The sequence below is a fragment of the Streptococcus mitis genome, from assembly GCF_009496155.1.
GTDB lineage: Bacteria > Bacillota > Bacilli > Lactobacillales > Streptococcaceae > Streptococcus > Streptococcus mitis_BQ.
In genome coordinates this window covers 68,264-87,523 of record NZ_WIJP01000005.1, presented here as the reverse complement: position 1 = coordinate 87,523, position 19,260 = coordinate 68,264, and the positions used below count along the sequence as shown (strand labels likewise).

General features: G+C 36.2%; 20 protein-coding genes. 11 read left to right on the top strand and 9 right to left on the bottom strand.

Annotated elements, in window-relative coordinates; all coding sequences use genetic code 11:
- Positions 1-81 precede the first annotated feature (81 nt).
- Entirely contained in the window at positions 82-456 is a 375-nt protein-coding gene (locus tag GEZ84_RS04245; protein WP_000781322.1) for a CidA/LrgA family protein, read from the top strand.
- Positions 453-1,148, top strand: a complete 696-nt coding sequence (locus tag GEZ84_RS04240) for an LrgB family protein (RefSeq protein WP_153223604.1) — start codon at positions 453-455, stop codon at positions 1,146-1,148. The genes GEZ84_RS04245 and GEZ84_RS04240 overlap by 4 nt, the downstream gene beginning before the upstream one ends.
- A 201-nt stretch (positions 1,149-1,349) precedes the next feature.
- Here GEZ84_RS04240 and GEZ84_RS04235 read toward each other — a convergent pair whose 3' ends face one another.
- Positions 1,350-2,897, bottom strand: coding sequence for an ATP-binding cassette domain-containing protein (locus GEZ84_RS04235; protein ID WP_153223603.1), 1,548 nt, complete (start codon positions 2,895-2,897; stop codon positions 1,350-1,352).
- A 281-nt stretch (positions 2,898-3,178) separates the two neighbouring features.
- Positions 3,179-4,075: a tyrosine-type recombinase/integrase gene (locus GEZ84_RS04230; protein WP_153223602.1), complete on the bottom strand. Its 897-nt coding sequence runs from the start codon at positions 4,073-4,075 to the stop codon at positions 3,179-3,181.
- A gap of 89 nt (positions 4,076-4,164) precedes the next feature.
- On the opposite strand from GEZ84_RS04230, the gene GEZ84_RS04225 reads away from it, so the two are divergent.
- Complete coding sequence (locus GEZ84_RS04225; RefSeq protein ID WP_153193076.1) at positions 4,165-5,292, top strand: aminotransferase class I/II-fold pyridoxal phosphate-dependent enzyme; 1,128 nt, start codon at positions 4,165-4,167, stop codon at positions 5,290-5,292.
- A gap of 60 nt (positions 5,293-5,352) precedes the next feature.
- On the opposite strand, the gene GEZ84_RS04220 is transcribed toward GEZ84_RS04225, so the two are convergent.
- The 3 genes from GEZ84_RS04220 to GEZ84_RS04210 all read right to left on the bottom strand — a co-directional run bounded on the left by GEZ84_RS04220 (position 5,353) and on the right by GEZ84_RS04210 (position 9,623).
- Positions 5,353-6,786: a pentapeptide repeat-containing protein gene (locus GEZ84_RS04220; protein WP_153223601.1), complete on the bottom strand. Its 1,434-nt coding sequence runs from the start codon at positions 6,784-6,786 to the stop codon at positions 5,353-5,355.
- Between the two features lie 344 nt (positions 6,787-7,130).
- Positions 7,131-8,333, bottom strand: coding sequence for an N-acetylmuramoyl-L-alanine amidase family protein (locus GEZ84_RS04215; RefSeq protein WP_194252021.1), 1,203 nt, complete (start codon positions 8,331-8,333; stop codon positions 7,131-7,133).
- Between the two features lie 12 nt (positions 8,334-8,345).
- On the bottom strand, positions 8,346-9,623 hold the full coding sequence (locus GEZ84_RS04210; protein WP_153223649.1) for a caspase family protein: 1,278 nt from the start codon (positions 9,621-9,623) through the stop codon (positions 8,346-8,348).
- Between the two features lie 53 nt (positions 9,624-9,676).
- Here GEZ84_RS04210 and GEZ84_RS04205 point away from each other — a divergent pair, with 53 nt between their 5' ends.
- Positions 9,677-10,531 (top strand): helix-turn-helix domain-containing protein, encoded by an 855-nt coding sequence (locus GEZ84_RS04205; RefSeq protein WP_153223600.1) that lies wholly within the window; start codon positions 9,677-9,679, stop codon positions 10,529-10,531.
- A gap of 105 nt (positions 10,532-10,636) precedes the next feature.
- Here the strand turns inward: GEZ84_RS04205 and GEZ84_RS04200 are convergent, their stop codons facing one another.
- The 3 genes from GEZ84_RS04200 to GEZ84_RS04190 are packed head-to-tail and all read right to left on the bottom strand — an operon-like array spanning position 10,637 to position 12,485.
- Positions 10,637-11,404, bottom strand: a complete 768-nt coding sequence (locus GEZ84_RS04200) for a hypothetical protein (RefSeq protein WP_153223599.1) — start codon at positions 11,402-11,404, stop codon at positions 10,637-10,639.
- A 15-nt stretch (positions 11,405-11,419) separates the two neighbouring features.
- Entirely contained in the window at positions 11,420-12,115 is a 696-nt protein-coding gene (locus GEZ84_RS04195) for an ABC transporter ATP-binding protein (RefSeq protein WP_153223598.1), read from the bottom strand.
- A 4-nt stretch (positions 12,116-12,119) separates the two neighbouring features.
- Positions 12,120-12,485 (bottom strand): GntR family transcriptional regulator, encoded by a 366-nt coding sequence (locus tag GEZ84_RS04190; protein WP_000119149.1) that lies wholly within the window; start codon positions 12,483-12,485, stop codon positions 12,120-12,122.
- A 139-nt stretch (positions 12,486-12,624) separates the two neighbouring features.
- Here GEZ84_RS04190 and nrdR point away from each other — a divergent pair, with 139 nt between their 5' ends.
- The 7 genes from nrdR to GEZ84_RS04155 all read left to right on the top strand — a co-directional run bounded on the left by nrdR (position 12,625) and on the right by GEZ84_RS04155 (position 18,049).
- Complete coding sequence (gene nrdR / locus GEZ84_RS04185) at positions 12,625-13,098, top strand: transcriptional regulator NrdR (protein ID WP_001203672.1); 474 nt, start codon at positions 12,625-12,627, stop codon at positions 13,096-13,098.
- Complete coding sequence (locus tag GEZ84_RS04180) at positions 13,099-14,268, top strand: DnaD domain protein (protein WP_153223597.1); 1,170 nt, start codon at positions 13,099-13,101, stop codon at positions 14,266-14,268.
- Positions 14,269-15,165 (top strand): primosomal protein DnaI, encoded by an 897-nt coding sequence (gene dnaI, locus GEZ84_RS04175; protein ID WP_153223596.1) that lies wholly within the window; start codon positions 14,269-14,271, stop codon positions 15,163-15,165.
- The gene (locus GEZ84_RS04170; RefSeq protein WP_153223595.1) at positions 15,162-15,875 is read left to right on the top strand and encodes an NADPH-dependent oxidoreductase; all 714 of its coding nucleotides are present in this window, start codon (positions 15,162-15,164) and stop codon (positions 15,873-15,875) included. Before dnaI ends, GEZ84_RS04170 begins: the two co-directional genes overlap by 4 nt.
- A 13-nt stretch (positions 15,876-15,888) precedes the next feature.
- A complete protein-coding gene (gene der / locus GEZ84_RS04165) occupies positions 15,889-17,199 on the top strand; it encodes a ribosome biogenesis GTPase Der (RefSeq protein ID WP_001207696.1) in 1,311 nt (436 codons plus the stop codon).
- An 85-nt stretch (positions 17,200-17,284) separates the two neighbouring features.
- On the top strand, positions 17,285-17,620 hold the full coding sequence (locus GEZ84_RS04160; RefSeq protein ID WP_153223648.1) for a hypothetical protein: 336 nt from the start codon (positions 17,285-17,287) through the stop codon (positions 17,618-17,620).
- A 66-nt stretch (positions 17,621-17,686) separates the two neighbouring features.
- Positions 17,687-18,049: a hypothetical protein gene (locus GEZ84_RS04155; RefSeq protein ID WP_153223594.1), complete on the top strand. Its 363-nt coding sequence runs from the start codon at positions 17,687-17,689 to the stop codon at positions 18,047-18,049.
- Positions 18,050-18,271: 222 nt separating this feature from the next.
- Here the strand turns inward: GEZ84_RS04155 and rgg1518 are convergent, their stop codons facing one another.
- Positions 18,272-19,123, bottom strand: coding sequence for an Rgg/GadR/MutR family transcriptional regulator Rgg1518 (gene rgg1518, locus GEZ84_RS04150; protein WP_153223593.1), 852 nt, complete (start codon positions 19,121-19,123; stop codon positions 18,272-18,274).
- Between the last annotated feature and the right edge of the window lie 137 nt (positions 19,124-19,260).

Below are 19,260 nucleotides of genomic sequence, written 5' to 3'. Positions count from 1 at the left end.
CATCATCTCTTGTGCATTTCCTTGAAATTTTCTGAAAAAAGAGTAAACTGGTATGCAGAAGTCTATTTCGTGGAGTTTAGGATGAAATTATATGTTCAATTAATGATTCTCTTTGTGATTTCTCTAATCGGTGAGGGAATCTCCAGTTTCTTTCATTTGCCCATCCCAGGCAGTATTATCGGCTTAATCATTCTCTTTCTAGCCCTACAGTTCAAGTGGCTGAGAACCAGACATGTCAACATGGTTGGGAATTTCTTGCTGGCCAATATGACCATTCTCTTTTTGCCGCCAGCAGTGGGAATCATGGAGAAGTTTGATGTGATTGCTCCCTATCTTTTGCCAATTGTTTTGATTATCTTTTTTGCAGCAGTCATCAATATTATCCTCATAGCCTTGGTAGTTCAGTTCATCAAACGACGGTTTGAGGGAGATTATGAGAAAGGAGATGCAAAATGAGTGAATTTGTTTCCAATCCCCTGTTTGGGCTTGCCCTGTCTATATTAGCCTATCTAGTGGGAATGCTGATTTACAGACGTTTTCCCCATCCATTGACAACGCCCTTGCTTTTGTCAGCTGTTTTCATTATCATCTTTCTAAAGGTGACGGGTATTTCTTATCAATATTACTACCAAGGTGGGGTTTATCTGAACAACTTGATTGTCCCATCGACTGTTGCTCTGGGGATTCCGCTTTATAAGAGTTTTCACTTGATGAAGCACCATGCTCGGAGTATTCTCTTTGGTAGTCTCTTAGCAGTAGTGGTCAATACCTCTTTCACAGCACTTGTGGCTAAGATTTTTGGCATGGACTTTTTCCTAGCTATTTCTCTCTTTCCTAAGTCAGTAACAACCGCTATGGCAGTGGGAATCACAGAAAAATTGCAAGGTTTGACGACTGTGACCTTGGTCGTTGTTGTGGCAACTGGAATTTTAACCAGTGTGATTGGCCCAACCCTTTTGAAGTGGTTGAAAATTGACGACCCAGTAGCTGTTGGTCTTTCCCTCGGTGGAACAGGTCACGCAGTTGGAACAGGGACAGCCTTCCGATACGGCTCTGTAGCAGGAGCCATGGGTGGTTTGGCTATCGGTGTCACAGGTATTCTCTATGTCTTTGTCAGCCCTATTGTAGCTAGTTTGATATTGAGTTAATATTCTTCGAAAATCTCTTCAAACCGCGTCAACGTCGCCTTGCCGTATATATGTGACTGACTTCGTCAGTCTTATCTACAACCTCAAAACCATGTTTTGAGCAATCTGCGGCTAGTTTTCTAGTTTGCTCTTTGATTTTCATTGAGTTAAAAAGCAAGGAATTCGGGTTCCTTGCTTTTTAAAATCGTATGATATAGACTATTACTTTTCTTTGCTTAAGTGAATGACTTGGTTATAGTGTTTTAAGTCTTCTTCTGTGTAGTGGTGAATGACTTCAATAACTGTTTGAGGTAGGGAGAAGAGCAAGTCACTAATCTTTCTGCTATTTTCCAAGTCAAGATTGGCCTTAATCTCATCTGCTAAGATGAGTTGACTATCGTGGTAGAGGGCGCGAGCGATTTCTAGGCGTTGTTTCTCGCCACCAGATAGGCTGTCATTGCTGAGTGTTCGATTTTTCAAATGTTCTAAACCAGTTGTCTTGAGGATATGATTTAGCCTATCCTCCTTTTTATCCAGTCCTAGAAGGATATTGTCTTCCAGAGAGAGTGTGTCAAAGTAATGACTATCTTGGAGGATATAGGAACTAAGACTTGTGATTTCTTGACGTGACAGGTTTTGACCAGCAAAGCTAATCTGTCCACTTGTCGGTATCTCTTCTCCATGGATGATATTGAGTAGAGTTGTCTTACCAGAGCCACTTTCCCCGATAATGGCAATTTTTTCTCCTTGCTTGATGTGCATGGAAATAGGAGATAAGAGGATATTCCCCTCTTTTTCAAGGGAGATGGTGTCAAGTTGGATAGGGAAAATGTTTCCTATACTTCTAGGCGAGATGGAGTCAGACTGACCTAAAAGTTTTTGGTATTTGTTAAGAAGACTTCGAGTTGCTTTTCGGGTGTTGGTAAAGTAGGCTAGCTCTTGAAATTGATAGCCGATATTATGGGAAACCAGATAGATGGCTACAAAACTAGCCGCATTTAAATAATTATAGTAGGTCATAAAGCCACCAATGACGATTGGTGTAACAGAACAAAAGGCATCGATGCTATTGATCAAGAGACTGTTTAAGGTTCGCTGTTTTTCATAGTTGATTTCGGCATCTAGACTGGTTTGTAATTGTTTTTGGTAGCGAGCAAAAAAGTAGTCTTGCCCCTGATAATGGCGAATTTGTTGACTACCGCCAATAAAATTTGTCAAGCTTGCTAAGTAGATTTGGTTAACAGTTGACCGCTTTTCAGAAAGTGAGTTCAAACGCTTTGATCCGATAGCACTGCAGAGGACTGGAAAGGAGTAGAAGAGAATGAAAATCAAGCCCAGGTAAAAATTGGTCCAAAGGGCATAGAGAATGGACACAGTTGTGAAGCCAAGAGAAGAAATGATGATGACCGTTGGCTCAATATAGCTTTCTTCTAGTTGCTTGACGTCGTTTTCTAGGTCGGACAAGATATCTTTTTCATCAATCTCATAACTGTTTAAAAATCGCTTGAAAATAGTACTCTTGATTCCATATTTGAAATCAGTAATCAAACGATCGTAGTAATAGCGTTTCCCAGCCAAGCCTAGTAAGAGGATGAGATTACCAAGGATTCCTAGAATCAATACTTTCCAAAGAAGTCCTAGTTCTTGATTGGTAAAACTAGCAACAATATTCTGAACAAGGGCTGGTGTGATAATTGCTTCCAGCCAAGTAATGGCAATAGAAAAGAAGTAAAGTACGAGGTGCTTCTTACTAACAAATTTTCTCAGCATAAAGAGTTGCCCTCCTTATCGATATACATGTAATCCGTTTTAAAGATATTATACTCCTTTTTATCAAATACTTCATTTGTTACTCTAAAAGTTTTTAAAGTTGGGATATGAAACAGATTGAATCTACAATAGTACACTACGGTTGCTAAAACATTTCTAGAAATTAATTCGCCCTCTAATATATTTGTGCATATTTTGTTTCAATCTACTATACTATCAATGCTTATTAGAATATAGTAAAACAATTATAAATATATGAAATAAGTGTGTTTAATGAGTGTTCATTTTTTATCAGAATGAATCGCTGATACAGGATTAAAAGAACTAAGTATTTCTTTTTGTTTTGAATGAGATACGTGAGTATAGATTTGTGTGATTGATATAGAACTGTGTCCAAGAATTTGTTGAATATATCGAATATCTACATCACTATCTAGAAGCATTGTCGCAAAGCTATGTCTAAACATATGCGGTGTAATAGTTCTAGAAAAGTTATTTTGTTCAACGATTCTTTTTATAACTAAACGTACACTTTGCTCTGACAATGGCTTAAGTGAATGTTTCCCTGGGAACAAGAAATCATTGGATTCATTTCTTGTTTTATTTATATATGTTTCTAATAAATTGAATGTTTTTTGATCTCCTAAAAATAGGATACGCTCTTTCTTACCTTTTCCTATAATATGGAGTGTCTTATTGGAAAGATTAATATCTTTGAGATGAATGTGGCAAAGTTCAGAAATTCTGATGCCTGTTGAAAGTAACAGTGAAATAATCAGTAGATTTCTTTCAGCGTGTTGTTTTTGATAATCAGTTTTAGATACAATTACTTTCTGTTCTAAATATATAAAAATGCTTTTCAGAATGTCATGCGGAATCGTTTTAGGTAATATTTTTTCAGTTCTAAATTGAAAGCGCAATTGATTGAAGGGATTCTCTTCAATTATGTTCTGGTATTTTAGATAGTTATAAAACACCTTCATACAAGCAATTTTTCTTCTTAGTGTATTCGTTTTTATGTTAGATTGTGTCAACTGTTCTATATAGGATTCGACATTATCATGGTCTGAGTTATAAAATTGCATAAGATCATTCTTATAAGCGCGAATTGTGTGTGAACTCAAACGCTTATGAGTTTTGCAATAATCTAAGTAAGTAGAAATAAGTTTATAATCCATAAAAATCTCCTTTATCAATAATCATGCTATTATAAACCTATTTGAGTGCTTTGTATAGCGATAATAAATAGTTATCGGTAGGAAATCTCATGTTCAGTAAACAAGAAAAAATTAATGATATTTCATATTTAGAAAAGCACATTAACCAAGAAACACTTCTTGTTTCTAGTTGGAATATTGAAGTTTTTGATGTAAATTATGAAAAAGTAATCGTTGAGATTCAAGATTCATTAAAAGCAACAGATTATATTAACTATAGATATCCCGATGAATTATTTGACTTTAAAAAAACTATAAAACAACTGTTAAATAATAGTGTTGACGTGAGTATTTTCCCTAGTGCAACTGTTGGAAGCTTCTTATTAAGTTATGTTTTAAAAAAATTAGGATTACAAAATGTCCTACTCATTGCACCGTGTTACTACTCATATTTAAATATTTACTTGGAGAATGGATATACTGTTTTTTCTGAACAATTTCTAAATATAAACCAGATAAAGCAAGATTGTAAAAATAAAAGTATTGATATAGTTATTTTTACAGATCCGTTATTCTGCGAATCAATCTCAATTGCAGACACTGATTTTTTAGAGTGGTGCGAAATAGAAAAAATTTTTGTGATTATTGATAGTGTTTATGGTAATTTAGTCTGGAATAATAATTTTGTTTCTCCATTTAAGAAACATCAAAAATATAAATCTTTTAGCAATCTAATTATTATTGAATCTATATCAAAAAAAGCATATTTAAATGGAGTTAAATCTGCAATTTTTTTGACAAAAAGGAAAGAGTTGCTAAATGAAATGGAACGAATTTTTAATTATTCTGCAAGTCCATTTTCCATAGGGTCATTGAATATGCTTAAAGGCTATCTAGATAATGGTGAGGTAATTGATGTACTTGTAAAAACTCATTTGCAAACTGCTAGAAGTAATTTTCAAATGCTCTCATCTTACTTACAAGGAACGTGTATTCAAATGGAGCCTTGCAATCAAGGATATTGGGGAATTGCGCATATAGACATTAAAAATAAAAATTGTTTAGCCGACTCATCAGTCCTTGCTTTAGAGATTTTAAAGAACTGTAATGTTTTTACAATTCCAATGAATTCTTATTTAAAAAATTACGAACATAGTTATAGTTTTAGAGTTAATTTATTAAATGATTTTAGTATTCTACATTTAGCTTTTAATAAATTGATAAACTATTATCAATAACTACTTTCTAGATAAAATAAAATCATAAAGTTCACTCCCTTACTTTATGATTTTATTGTGTTAAGTATTTAATTTAGATATATCAATATTTGTAATTTTGCCAAGCATATCTTCATTGGTTTCTATTGGAGTCAAGTCAGTATTACGGATTAGCTGTGTCAAACTTTCTAAGTCATGATTTAACGGAACTAATTCTGATGAATTTAGATCAATTGAACGATTGTGTTCCAACCTCTGAATATAGTCATTTACTACGGATTCAGTGAATCGAATTTGCAACTGATTCTTACAAATTATTTGAGTATTAACAACCATCTGTTGTATTTGTTTTAAAGTATAAACTAGAAAAGCAGATGAAATCATAAATGTAAAAATCCAAGAGCCTTTCTCTTTTTTTATAAGTTTATAAGAAAAATCCAGAGTTGATTGGGCAGACAATAAAATAGAATGTAATAAATTTTCAATGTATTCACCAGCCTCGTTTTCAGAATCAATGGCACATCTAAATTTAATAATAAAATCTGGAGTATTATTTCCTTTTAATTTTATATTGTCGAACGGGAGAGTAACTAGAAGTTGCTCTAAACTATAAATTTTTTCATTAATTGATAAATTGTTAATATCAATATTCTGATTAGAAATTTTTAAAAGATTTAATAGGGAACTAGCAGTTTCAAAACTTAACATTCCCTTTTTTAAATAGAAAATAATACACTCTATACATCGAAGTAACTGATATCCCAAGGTATCCTTTTTAGAGATAATAGTAAGCAAAATATTGTATAAATTAGCTTCATTATTTAGCAGTATGCACATATTAAATAGCTCGGAATATCTTTGCTCTTCAAGTAAGTTATTAAAATAATTATCTGAAACTTCTTCAGTTAGATAAGTTTTACTTCCTCTATACTCAAATACTATATCTTTTAAATTTGTTTTAGAATCAATAAAATATGAAAAAAAGTAATTGATGCTCATTGAGACACTTGAAAAAGATGTTGCTTCAAATGTTAAATCTTCAGCCGCTAATGTTGAAAAGTCTACACTTGAAAAGTTGCATTCTAAAAATTTTGAATTATCCACTGTAGATCTTTCAAAATTTAGATTTTTAAATTCTGTTTTATTAAAAGAACACTCGGTAAAGTTGGAATATATACTCTCTTCATCAAATTTACAATTTAAGAAAGAACATTTGATAAAAACTGTAGCATTATAGTGATTATTTCTAAATATCACATTTTCAAAAATACAATTTTTAAATTGAGGAGCGCCAAAGCTTGTATCAAGAAAATTAACACTTTGAAAGCTACATCCCATAAAATCCGCTCTGTCAAAATTTGCACTGATATTTAAATTATAAAATTTTGAACCTCTAAAATCACTACGGCAAAAATCAATTTGCCCATCAATTTCAGGTAAGTCTGTAAATAAAGTATTTTTATAGCTTTGTCTGTTATATTTTCCATTCTCTTTAAAGATAAATTTATTCTGCATAATTTTTTCCTACCGATAACTATTTATTATCGCTAGTATACCATAAAAATTAGTATTTCACTAATTTTATAGTGGATGATAAAGAGATAAAAAACAAAGAAACATTGTTTGGTATAATGCATTTAATTTTCTATAGAATATTCAATCTAGATTGAATAAAAGTCTAATAAGTAAGAGAGATTATTTTCCATAATTTCTCGAATAGAATACAAAAAGCGAACAAAACAGAATTCATTGTTTCGATTCGCTTTTTGTATTATTATCTAGATTTTTCTTGCACCTCTGATAACATTTAGTCTGAGCAGGTACACTAATAGCTGATGGAATAAAATGTATACTTTAGATTATTTCCAAGCGCCACTGGCATCTACATAGTAACCATCAGGTGTATAGGTATTGTGAAGCATCTTACCAGATGATGCGAGATAGTACCACTGATCTCCATCTTTTACCCAACCAGTCGCCATAGCACCTGAGTCTTTTAGGTAGTACCAAGAACCGCTATCTTTCACCCAGCCTGTTGCCATTGAACCTGAATTGTTTAGGTAGTACCAAGAACCGCTATCTTTTACCCAGCCTGTTGCCATTGAACCTGAGTTGTTTAGGTAATACCAAGCGCCACCATCTTTTACCCAGCCTGTTGCCATTGAACCCGAATTGTTTAGGTAATACCAAGAGCCGTTATCATATAACCAATCAGCTGAAATCATAGCTCCTGATGATTTAAAGGCATACCAGTTGCCACCTTGATAGAGCCAAGTTTGATTGAACATGACCCCTTTATCATTCATAAAGTACCAAGTTCCCTTGTCCTTAACCCAATCGTTCTGCACTAATTGACCTTGTTTTTGATAGTACCACTTTTCACTGTAATTCTTTTTTAGCCAGCTTTCTGCTTCTACAATCGGATAAAGTATTTTGAAGGCTCCTGCCCCCCTGTAGGAATGACTGATAACTCCTGGTTTTTGAAGTTTCAATTCTTCATAGTCGTCTGCCCAAGCAAATACTTTTTGACCATTGACAGTCTCTGGTAAGGTAGCAGTGTAGGTCTTAGTTTGGTAGTCCCATTTTGCATCAAGGTAGGTGTGTTGATCATTTGATTCGTCAATACGGAAGTAACCACTCTTTCCACCGTCATTATATACATCATCTACTACTTTAGTGGACCATGTCTTTACTTCATTTCCGCTCTTGGCTTCTACCTTGATATCTCCTCTATAGCCATAAGGTACATAGAAATTCAGATAACGCCCCTCTACCCCCATCATAGACTTGTCCTTTTCTTGACCTAGAAAATTGACAGTCTGATCTTGACCATTTAAAGTAACTTTCCACTCGATTTTCTCAGTTTTTGGCAAATCTAAGACTTTGATATCTACTTCATTGCCATTATTAAATCGGAGAATTTTGCCATCTTGATATTGAACATCACCCTTAATAACCCACTCTTCTTCAAGCTCGAAGGCCTTTCCTGAATGAGGGAAAGCTAGTAAAGCTAGACCAGCTAGAGATAAACCAAATAGTGTGATTTTTTTTGATACTTTCATTTTCTTAACTCCTTATTTTTGGAATAAAACAAATTGACTGTTTTCTGGATAAACTGATACATGTTGCTTCTTATTACTGCTTGATGCATCTTCAAGTACTAGAGGATAAGAGTATTGATACAGTTCCTCTAAAGTGATTTTTCCGTTAGTATTGGTGTCTGCCATAGGCGAAATCATTCTATTTTGAAGTGAATCCCAACCTGTACCCATTGCCCAGTATCTAGTGGCAAGACTACCTATTCCGACTAAACTATACGATTTTTCACCTTTCCAAGAGGCACATAGTACGAGGAATTTAGAATCAAGCATTTCACCATTCTTGCTTGCTAGATCTCCTGTTGAGAATCCTGCTAAAAATGCTTGTTCATCAAATCTTTCTTCAGACTTGGAGGCAACCTTTTCATCTGATTCACCTACATCTATAATTGTTCCTGAATAGCAACAATCCAGCATAACCACAAACTTGCCTTTATATTGTTTCAGTATAGATGCTAATTCCCAACCTGAAAAGGATGTTTTATCGCTACCAATGGCTATCTTCCCATCTTCTCCTCCATGACAAGTAAGGTAAAGATAGTTCACATCGCTTTCGCTAGAAGATTCAAACAGTTCTTGCATTTTTGCAATAATCTCAGCTTTTGTTTTATCAGGGAAACGAACAACTTCACTAAAGTTTTGGTTACTGAAAACCTTTTCCATAGTATTAACATCTTCGATAGGTACTGCTCTCGTTGATGTTTCACCAAGAACTAAAGCCCGACGATTAATCGTTTGTCTTGCTCCACTACTAGCAAAGAAATAAGTATCGTCCCCAATATTGTGCCAACCTGTCTGCATAGCACCACTAGTATTTAAATAATACCAAATACCCGATACCCTACACCATCCTGTTTGCATGACACCGCTAGTATTTAAATAATACCAGCTACCAGAAATCCAGCACCATCCCGTTTTCATAGCACCACTATCATCTAGATAATACCAGTTCCCATATTCTTTAATCCAACCTGTCTTCATCCAACCTTCACTATCAAAATAGTACCAGGTTTCATTGATCTTTTCCCACCCGTTTCTAGTATAAGAACCATCAGAATGTTTATACCACCAACGGCTACCAGATTTTATCCAACTTCCACTTGAATTACTATAAGTCGTTTGAGAGGATGATTCTTGAGCAGAAACTGGATTACTTACTGCTAGTGTTGACACTAGGCTCAGTGAAGCAACCGATGATAATAAAAATTTTTCATAATCATATTGTCCTTTCTGTCTTGTTTTTGATATAATCATATCACAAATAAAAAAACAGGTTTTATTTTTTGCAGAAATGGAAGAGGAATAGTATGGAAAATTTTGGAGCAGTTTTAAAGGATATTCGTATTTCAAAAAATTTTCGTCTTAAAGATTTGGCTTGTGATAAGATTAGTGAATCAACTATTTCTCGTTTCGAAAATGGGATTACAAAATTATCTATTGATCATTTTTACATTTTGTTAAATCGTCTGGGAATATCATTTTCGGAATTTGAAGAATTAGTTCATTGCTATTATTCCAAAAAAGAATGTTTTTTTGAAGAATTAGAACATGCTGTGAACTCTTCAGAAATATTTCTACTTCAAGAATTAGTGGATAAAATAGAGTTAAAACAAAAGCAGGGAAAAAGTTTATGCAATTTTCACATAAAATTGATTGCTGAACAACAGATTAATCGGCTTGCAAATCTTCCTTATAATACATCTAAATGCAATGAGCTAATCAAGTATTTGCTTTCGGTAGATACTTGGATGGAGTATGAACTAAAAATTTTCTATCATTCGGTGTTTTTTATGAATACTAAAACCATTAACTTACTATATAGAGTGGTAATCAAGAAAACACGACATTTTTTAAAAACAGACATGGGAACACATAGAGTAATTCCCCTATATTTATTTAATTTAGAATTATTATTAAAAAATAATTTGTTAGATAGCGCTCAATTTTTTATAGATGATTTAGAAAATTTACTGACCAGACAAGGATATTATTTTGAAAAGAATTATTTGCTTTTTTTAAAAGGTATTTATCTCATAAAAACGAATCAAGTAGAGTTAGGCAAAAAAGAATGTTCCAAAGCTATGAGAATATGTAAGGAATATAATGATAGTGACACAATAGAGAAATTAAACAGGACCTTTAAATTAGATTTTGTTATTTAATTGGTTAGAAGGATTCGTCTGTAAGATAAAGTTAGATAGACAATGAGATAAAAGAAAAAAGGATAGCCTCTCTGCGATGAGATGTTATCCTTTTTGATTATGAAACTATTGCAAATTAACCTTGTTTCTCAAAATATAGTAGGTTCCGAGGTAAAAGATAGCTATGAAAATGAGTTCTTTAACAATGCCTATGCTTGCTCCCATATAGAAATTATCATTAAATCCTGCTAGTGAATTGACATAGAAGTTAGCACTGGTATTGAAGAATACTCCAATAAATCCTATGACGATTTGGATACCAATGTAGGCTGCAACAGCGAGTGCTGTACGGTATTCATTGAACAGTTGTCCGATGGAAATGGCCAAGTAAATGCAGAGGATTCCTGAAATGATATTTAGTAGGAAGGATAACCCCACAAGAGAGAGTTTAGGAAGGTATGTTCCTACAAGTGGGAACCAGTCATAATGTGACATCCAATCTGGAACCGTTATAGTCACAATAAGAAAAGCACTTAGAGCCAGTACAGCCGAGCTAAGTATAGACCAGATAGAGGCCCCGACTAATTTAGCAGTGATGATATAGTGCTCAGAAACTGGCAAGGTCAAAGTCAGATAGCCTTGTCGATCATAGACACTACCTTTGAAGCGTTTAATAATCAAGAAAAGAGTTGAAATCCCAAGTGTAATTATCAAGCCACCAAAGACGAGAGCCAGAAAGATAAATAGGAAAGGTTGGCTATCTTTGAAAGATATATAATTATAGTAGTGTCCTTGCATTCCTAGGGGGACTGAAAGGACTAGCACAGCTGCGTAGAGGGCTAAATACCACTTGTTAACATTTTTAAATTCGTAGCGAACTAAATTCCAAAACATAATAATCTCCTTTGCTTAGGCCTTAAATTCCTGACGGAAGAGCTGGTCGATGGATTCACCAGACTCATAGCGAATGTCATCTACATTTCCTTGACGGACGACTTTTCCGTTTTTGAGGAAGACAATTTCATCCAAGATTGACTCGATATCAGAAATCAAGTGGGTAGAAATCAAAACGGTAGAAGTTGGCGAGTAGTTGTTGATAATGGTATTGAGGATATACTCACGGGCTGCTGGATCCACCCCACCAATCGGTTCGTCCAAAATGTAGAGGCGGGCATCACGGCTCATAACCAAAATCAGTTGTACCTTTTCCTTGTTTCCTTTTGATAATTTCTTGAGACGACTATTTTCATCAATGCCAAGGTCTGCAAGTAGATGATGGGCGCGTTCCAGATTGAAATCTTTATAGAAGGTCTTGAAGTAGGTTAGGGCTTCTTTGACCTTCATTTGTTCATTGAGATAGGTCGTATCAGGTAAATAAGCCACGATGGCCTTGGTTGCTGGGCTTGGTTCCATATCGTTGATAAGGACACGTCCTTGATCTGGTTGTAAGAGGCCATTGATGAGTTTAATCAAGGTTGTTTTTCCTGAGCCGTTTGGTCCAAGGAGACCAACAATTTTTCCAGCTGGGATGTCAAGAGAAACATTTTCAAGGGCTGGGGTTGCTCCATAAGATTTGGATACATTTTCAAATGCTAGTAATGACATAGGCTTAAACTCCTTTAATATAATCGCCGACTACGCCTGGTAGTTCTTCTTTTTCATAGCCAAAATGGGTCATGGAGGAAACGAAGTGTTCCAATTCTTCTTCCGATAATTGTTTGCGTGATTGGGCAATCAGTTCCTTATCCTCAGTCACAAATCGTCCAGTTGTGCGCTTGCTGTAGACAAATCCTTCTCGTTCAAGGTCTGACAAGGCTCTTTGGATGGTGTTGGGATTGACACCAGCCTCGCTAGCCAGCTCTCTCACGGTCGGAAGTTGTTGATTGGGTTCCAGTGTATGGGAAACAATCTGAAGCTTGATTTTCTCCATAATCTGTAAATAGATGGGTTTTTTGTTGTCAAATGTCCAGGACATCTTGGTCTCCTTTCTCTCATCTCTTTGTGTTAATTAAATAATACAACAAAACAAAAAACTTGTCAAGCAAAAAGAAGAATTGTTTTGGGAATCGCTTAAAAAATGGTATAATGAAAAGAAAACGATAAGGAGGGAAAGGATGCGTTGTCCAAAATGTGGGGCTACCAAGTCAAGTGTTATCGATAGTCGCCAAGCAGAAGAAGGGAACACTATTCGTAGAAGACGCGAGTGCGATGAATGCCAACACCGTTTTACAACCTACGAACGGGTAGAAGAAAGAACCTTAGTGGTTGTGAAAAAAGATGGCACACGGGAACAATTCTCCAGAGATAAAATATTTAATGGGATTATCCGCTCAGCCCAGAAACGTCCTGTGTCAAGTGATGAAATCAACATGGTAGTCAATCGTATCGAACAGAAACTCCGTGGTCGAAATGAAAATGAAATTCAAAGTGAGGACATTGGTTCACTCGTCATGGAGGAGTTGGCTGAACTGGATGAGATTACCTATGTGCGTTTTGCCAGTGTCTATCGTAGTTTTAAGGATGTCAGTGAGTTAGAGAGCTTGCTCCAACAAATCACCCAGTCCTCTAAAAAGAAAAAGGAAAGATAAATGAAGCCAATTGACCGTTTTTCTTATCTAAAGAATAATCGGGTGTCGCAAGATACCTCATCTCTGGTACAGTGCTACCTCCCGATTATCGGTCAGGAGGCACTGAGCCTTTATCTTTATACAATCAGTTTTTGGGATAATGGTAGAAAGGAATACCTCTTTTCAAGCATTCTCAACCATCTCAACTTTGGGATGGATAGACTGATAAAATCCCTGAAAATCCTATCTGCTTTCAATCTCTTGACCCTCTATCAAAAAGGGGATACCTATCAGCTAGCCCTCCATACTCCACTTTCGAGTCAGGACTTCTTGGAGCATTCTGTTTATCGCAGACTTTTGGAGAAGAAGATTGGCGATGCAGCTGTGGAGGATTTGAAAGTTGAGAGTGCTGAGGGAGAAGAAATACCTGTCTCACTCAATCAAGTCTTTCCAGATTTGGCAGAATTAGGCAGTCAAGAAGACCTTGGTCTCAAGAAGAAAGTGGCTAACGATTTTGACTTGGAACATTTTCGTCATCTTATGGCTCGAGATGGACTTCGATTTGCGAATGAACAGTCCGATGTCTTAAAGCTCTTTGCCATTGCCGAGGAGAAGAAATGGACTTGGTTTGAGACCTATCAATTGGCTAAGTCAACAGCTGTTTCCCAGGTTATTTCAACCAAACGCATGCGGGAAAAAATTGCTCAAAAACCTGTTTCCTCTGACTTTAGTCCTAAGGAAGCAACCATTATCAAGGAAGCAAAAAGTAAAACTGCCCTGCAGTTCTTGGCAGAAATCAAGCAGACACGCAAGGGGACTATTACCCAAACAGAAAGAGAACTCTTGCAACAGATGGCTGGCTTGGGCTTGCTGGACGAAGTCATCAATATTATTCTCTTGTTGACCTTTAATAAGGTCGATTCGGCAAACATCAATGAGAAATATGCCATGAAGGTAGCCAATGATTACGCCTATCAAAAGATACATTCGGCAGAAGAGGCAGTCTTGCGCATCCGTGAGCGAGGGCAGAAGAGCCAGACTCAAAAAAGCAGTAACCCCAGTCCTGCCAAGTCCAATGTACCCAAGTGGAGCAATCCAGATTATAAGAATGAAACCAGCGAGGAAACTCGTCTGGAACTAGAACGTAAGAAACAAGAACTATTAGCTCGATTAGAAAAAGGAGGAGATTAGATGGAAAGTGTCGGAGACGTACTCAAACGTCAACCTAGTCGTTTTCATTATCAAGATTTGATCCAGAAAATCATGAAGGACCCTGATGTTGCGGCCTTTATCCAGCAAGAATCCCTGACTCCAGAGGAATTAAATCGCAGTATCTCCAAGTTTAATCAGTACATCACCGAGAGAGACAAGTTTCTTCGTGGGGATGCAGATTATATCGCCAAAGGCTACAAGCCAATTTTGGTCATGAATCATGGCTATGCGGATGTTTCTTATGAAGAAACTCCTGAACTAATCGCGGCTGAAAAAGAAGCGGCTATTAAGAACCGCCTCAAGTTAATCAATCTGCCAGCTACTCTCAAGAAAGCTAGTTTGGCTCAAGTAGACTTGGATGATTTGGGGCGCTTGCCAGTTTTTGAAAAGCTATTAGCTTTCGTGGAGCAATATCCAGCTATTCGCAAAGGTCTTTACCTATATGGAGATTTTGGTGTGGGTAAAAGTTTCATGGTGGCTGCCTTGGCTCATGATTTATCAGAAAAACGAGGTGTTTCATCCACTCTCCTCCACTATCCTAGCTTTGTCATTGATGTCAAAAATGCTATCGGTGATGGTAATGTTAAGACCTTGGTGGATGAGATTAAGCTTTCTGAAGTCCTGATTTTAGATGATATTGGTGCCGAACAATCAACAGCTTGGGTGCGTGATGAAATCCTGCAGGTCATTCTCCAATATCGGATGCAGGAAAATTTACCGACCTTTTTCACATCCAACTTCGACTTTGAAGATTTGGAGAAGCATTTCGCTAAAGGGAAACAAGGAAATGACGAAACCTGGGAAGCCAGACGAGTTATGGAACGCATCCGCTATTTGGCTGAGGAGACTCGTTTAGAAGGAGTAAACCGTCGATGACAGAAACAATCAAATTAATGAAGGCTCACACTTCAGTGCGCAGATTTAAAGAGCAAGAGATTCCTCAAGTAGACTTAAATGAGATTTTGACAGCAGCCCAGATGGCCTCGTCTTGGAAGAATTTTCAATCCTACTCTGTGATTGTGGTACGAAGTCAAGAGAAGAAAGATGCCTTGTATGAATTGGTACCTCAAGAAGCTATTCGCCAGTCTGCTGTTTTCCTTCTCTTTGTCGGAGATTTGAACCGAGCGGAAAAGGGAGCCCAGCTTCATACTGACAACTTCCAACCTCAAGGTGTAGAAGGTCTCTTGATTAGTTCAGTCGATGCGGCTCTTGCTGGTCAAAATGCCTTGCTGGCAGCTGAAAGCTTGGGCTATGGTGGTGTCATTATTGGCTTGGTGCGTTACAAGTCCGAAGAAGTGGCAGAGCTCTTTAACCTACCTGACTACACCTATCCTGTCTTTGGGATGGCACTAGGTGTGCCAAATCAACATCATGATGTGAAACCAAGACTGCCACTAGAGAATGTTGTCTTTGAGGAAGAATACCAAGAACAGTCAACTGAGGCAATCCAAGCTTACGATCGTGTACAGGCCGACTATGCTGGGGCGCGTGCGACTACAAGCTGGAGTCAGCGCCTAGCAGAACAGTTTGGTCAAGCTGAACCAAGCTCAACTAGAAAAAATCTTGAACAGAAGAAGTTATTGTAGAAAGTGAGAAGTTATGGCCCTACCAACTATTGCCATTGTAGGACGTCCCAATGTTGGGAAATCAACCCTATTTAATCGGATCGCTGGTGAGCGAATCTCCATTGTAGAAGATGTCGAAGGAGTGACACGTGACCGTATCTATGCAACGGGTGAGTGGCTCAATCGTTCCTTTAGCATGATTGATACAGGAGGAATCGATGATGTCGATGCTCCTTTCATGGAACAAATCAAGCACCAGGCAGAAATTGCCATGGAAGAAGCTGATGTTATTGTTTTTGTCGTGTCTGGTAAGGAAGGAATTACCGATGCAGACGAATACGTAGCCCGTAAACTTTATAAAACCCACAAACCAGTTATCCTCGCGGTTAACAAGGTGGACAACCCTGAGATGCGAAATGATATCTATGATTTCTATGCTCTCGGTTTGGGTGAACCACTGCCTATCTCATCTGTCCATGGGATTGGTACAGGGGATGTGCTAGACGCTATTGTAGAAAATCTTCCAAATGAATATGAAGAAGAAAATCCAGATGTCATTAAGTTTAGTTTGATTGGTCGTCCAAATGTTGGGAAATCAAGCTTGATCAATGCTATTTTGGGAGAAGATCGTGTTATTGCCAGTCCTGTTGCTGGAACAACTCGTGACGCCATTGATACCCACTTTACAGATACAGATGGTCAAGAGTTTACCATGATTGATACGGCTGGTATGCGTAAGTCTGGTAAGGTTTATGAAAATACTGAGAAATACTCTGTTATGCGTGCCATGCGTGCTATTGACCGCTCAGATGTGGTCTTAATGGTCATCAATGCGGAAGAAGGTATTCGTGAATACGATAAGCGTATTGCAGGATTTGCCCATGAAGCTGGTAAAGGGATGATTATCGTGGTCAACAAGTGGGATACTCTTGAAAAAGACAACCACACTATGAAAAACTGGGAAGAAGATATCCGTGAGCAGTTCCAATACCTGCCTTACGCACCGATTATCTTTGTATCAGCCTTGACCAAGCAACGTCTCCACAAACTTCCTGAGATGATTAAGCAAATCAGTGAAAGTCAAAACACACGTATTCCATCAGCTGTCTTGAACGATGTGATTATGGATGCTATTGCCATTAACCCAACACCGACAGACAAAGGGAAACGTCTCAAGATTTTCTATGCGACCCAAGTGGCAACCAAACCACCAACCTTTGTTATCTTTGTCAACGAAGAAGAACTCATGCACTTTTCTTACCTGCGTTTCTTGGAAAATCAAATCCGCAAGGCCTTTGTCTTTGAAGGAACACCAATCCATCTCATCGCAAGAAAACGTAAATAAAAAAGTAGAATCTGGAATGACATTTCCAGATTTTTTTGATAGAATGAAGTTGAAGAAAACGCTATCAAAAAGAGGGGGGTTGGTGATGAAACATTTGTTTAAATTCTTATTTTTAGCACCGTACTTTTATTTTGATAACTGGATTGAAAAGGCCAACAGAAATAGTAAATTTTTCCCAATTTTTTACTATTTTTACTGGTTTTACATCCCCCTTTATGCTCTTTTTAGCCTTGCTTGGACAGTTGTTTCAGTTCTGTTTTTCAATATCGTCTTGAGAAATTTGACAGATATCAAGTTATGGGGCATTTGGTTTCTTTTTATTCTGCTAGCTATTGGTCTGAATAGGTTAACTTATTCCTGTTTCAAAAAAATGCTTAGACTAAGAAAGGAGTTAGGGAAGTCTAAAGGTGGAAGGCATTGATTTATATCGGTAATAACATTTAGATAGAACGAAACTAAAGAAAACAATTTCAAAGAGGAGGTGTCGATGATGAAACTGTCCTTTAATTGGTTTAATTTGATACTCTTATTTCCTTGTTTATATTTTTTCTATTGGATAGACAATGCTGACAGAAACAGTAAAATTTTCCCCATCTTCTACTATTTTTACTGGATTTATATTTCCCTTTTAGCTCTGCTTAGCATGGATATGACAATTTTTTCATTCTTATTTTTCCCTCTTGTTCTGCAACATGAATCAGATGCTAGTACTTGGGGTGTTGGGTTGCTTTTGATAGTCATATCTCTAGGCAGTGACTGGTTAGACTATATCTTTTTCAAAAAAATGTTTCGCCTGAGACGGGAACTAGGGAAGTCTAAAGGTGTGAATAAAGAATGGGGTAAGAACTAAAAAAATGACTGTATCTATGATTTGTTTACGGAGCTATAGATACAGTCATTTTTATTTTAATCATGAAACTTGAGAGAAGTGTTCATCTTATATCGTAGATTGAATCTGGAATAATACAATACAAGTTCTAAATCATTGGTATAAATTACTTTAAATTCCCTAATCAATTTGTTTTTATTATATTCCAATATACTATAATCAAATGATGAGAGTTATTACAAATTATAGGTTTGAAAAATCATTAATTTCTTTTTCGAGTATTTTAACTAATGACTCTTCTTTAGTTAATTGTAGTAAAGTTATTCCTTTATCAATCAAATCGGAGTTATGTTGTAGTATTCCCAAGCGTACTTGAGAAAATCCAAGAATATCGTATATTTTTAATTCTTCTGCTAATACCAACAGTTGTAGGGTGATTGTTTCACATTCTTTGAATAAATGATGTTGAAAATATACAGTGGAGAGATTAGCTAAAAAAGATGATAAAAATACTTTTGTTTCTCGGAAATATTTATATTTTTCGATGGTTTTCATAATTCTATCCATAAGAAGGGGAAGATTTTCTGAAGGAAAGAAAAAGAGAAAGGTTTCTAGCAATTTCAAATCACTAATGTACCATGTATCCATAGGTTCAAGATAGTCCCAAATTTCTTCATACAAATCTTTTAAGACGTGGTTGTTTTTGAATCCTTTAGTTCGTAACTCTGTGACAATTTTTGTATGACGATAGATATTTTGAATAGGAACATCGTGATGTGTCTTAAGATATTTTTGACACTTCTCAGTGAGTTCAACCATTTTTCTAGTATCTTGAAAAGTAGACGGATTTTGGCTCTCTATAATAATATCTCGTCTTTCACTAGGGTGGTATTCGTTGCATATATACTTGAATTCTGCTAAGCTCATATCAATTTGTTCAAGAAGAAATACCATGTTTTCAAAACTGGGAATAACTTTACCGTGTTCAATATTTGTTAGAGTTGTCCTATGTATGACTTGTCCACATACATCTTGTTGGGTCAATCCTTTTGACTTTCGAATTTCTTTAAAAATTTGTCCATAATCCCATCTCATATTGTTCCTCCTAGAAAAATGTGAATATTTTCTACATTTATAAAAAATGTGGTATTATTATATCAAAAAGGAGGGAAAAAGTCATGGAAATAGAAGATTCACTTAATTTTGTTATATATTGTAATGACTGGGAACCT

What these genes read in the sequence shown, in the direction of transcription:
- GEZ84_RS04245 (WP_000781322.1), top strand. Translation starts at nt 82, where the DNA reads ATGAAATTATATGTTCAATTAATGATTCTCTTTGTGATTTCTCTAATC.
- GEZ84_RS04240 (WP_153223604.1), top strand. Translation starts at nt 453, where the DNA reads ATGAGTGAATTTGTTTCCAATCCCCTGTTTGGGCTTGCCCTGTCTATA.
- GEZ84_RS04235 (WP_153223603.1), bottom strand. Translation starts at nt 2,897, where the DNA reads ATGCTGAGAAAATTTGTTAGTAAGAAGCACCTCGTACTTTACTTCTTT.
- GEZ84_RS04230 (WP_153223602.1), bottom strand. Translation starts at nt 4,075, where the DNA reads ATGGATTATAAACTTATTTCTACTTACTTAGATTATTGCAAAACTCAT.
- GEZ84_RS04225 (WP_153193076.1), top strand. Translation starts at nt 4,165, where the DNA reads ATGTTCAGTAAACAAGAAAAAATTAATGATATTTCATATTTAGAAAAG.
- GEZ84_RS04220 (WP_153223601.1), bottom strand. Translation starts at nt 6,786, where the DNA reads ATGCAGAATAAATTTATCTTTAAAGAGAATGGAAAATATAACAGACAA.
- GEZ84_RS04215 (WP_194252021.1), bottom strand. Translation starts at nt 8,333, where the DNA reads ATGAAAGTATCAAAAAAAATCACACTATTTGGTTTATCTCTAGCTGGT.
- GEZ84_RS04210 (WP_153223649.1), bottom strand. Translation starts at nt 9,623, where the DNA reads ATGATTATATCAAAAACAAGACAGAAAGGACAATATGATTATGAAAAA.
- GEZ84_RS04205 (WP_153223600.1), top strand. Translation starts at nt 9,677, where the DNA reads ATGGAAAATTTTGGAGCAGTTTTAAAGGATATTCGTATTTCAAAAAAT.
- GEZ84_RS04200 (WP_153223599.1), bottom strand. Translation starts at nt 11,404, where the DNA reads ATGTTTTGGAATTTAGTTCGCTACGAATTTAAAAATGTTAACAAGTGG.
- GEZ84_RS04195 (WP_153223598.1), bottom strand. Translation starts at nt 12,115, where the DNA reads ATGTCATTACTAGCATTTGAAAATGTATCCAAATCTTATGGAGCAACC.
- GEZ84_RS04190 (WP_000119149.1), bottom strand. Translation starts at nt 12,485, where the DNA reads ATGTCCTGGACATTTGACAACAAAAAACCCATCTATTTACAGATTATG.
- nrdR (WP_001203672.1), top strand. Translation starts at nt 12,625, where the DNA reads ATGCGTTGTCCAAAATGTGGGGCTACCAAGTCAAGTGTTATCGATAGT.
- GEZ84_RS04180 (WP_153223597.1), top strand. Translation starts at nt 13,099, where the DNA reads ATGAAGCCAATTGACCGTTTTTCTTATCTAAAGAATAATCGGGTGTCG.
- dnaI (WP_153223596.1), top strand. Translation starts at nt 14,269, where the DNA reads ATGGAAAGTGTCGGAGACGTACTCAAACGTCAACCTAGTCGTTTTCAT.
- GEZ84_RS04170 (WP_153223595.1), top strand. Translation starts at nt 15,162, where the DNA reads ATGACAGAAACAATCAAATTAATGAAGGCTCACACTTCAGTGCGCAGA.
- der (WP_001207696.1), top strand. Translation starts at nt 15,889, where the DNA reads ATGGCCCTACCAACTATTGCCATTGTAGGACGTCCCAATGTTGGGAAA.
- GEZ84_RS04160 (WP_153223648.1), top strand. Translation starts at nt 17,285, where the DNA reads ATGAAACATTTGTTTAAATTCTTATTTTTAGCACCGTACTTTTATTTT.
- GEZ84_RS04155 (WP_153223594.1), top strand. Translation starts at nt 17,687, where the DNA reads ATGATGAAACTGTCCTTTAATTGGTTTAATTTGATACTCTTATTTCCT.
- rgg1518 (WP_153223593.1), bottom strand. Translation starts at nt 19,123, where the DNA reads ATGAGATGGGATTATGGACAAATTTTTAAAGAAATTCGAAAGTCAAAA.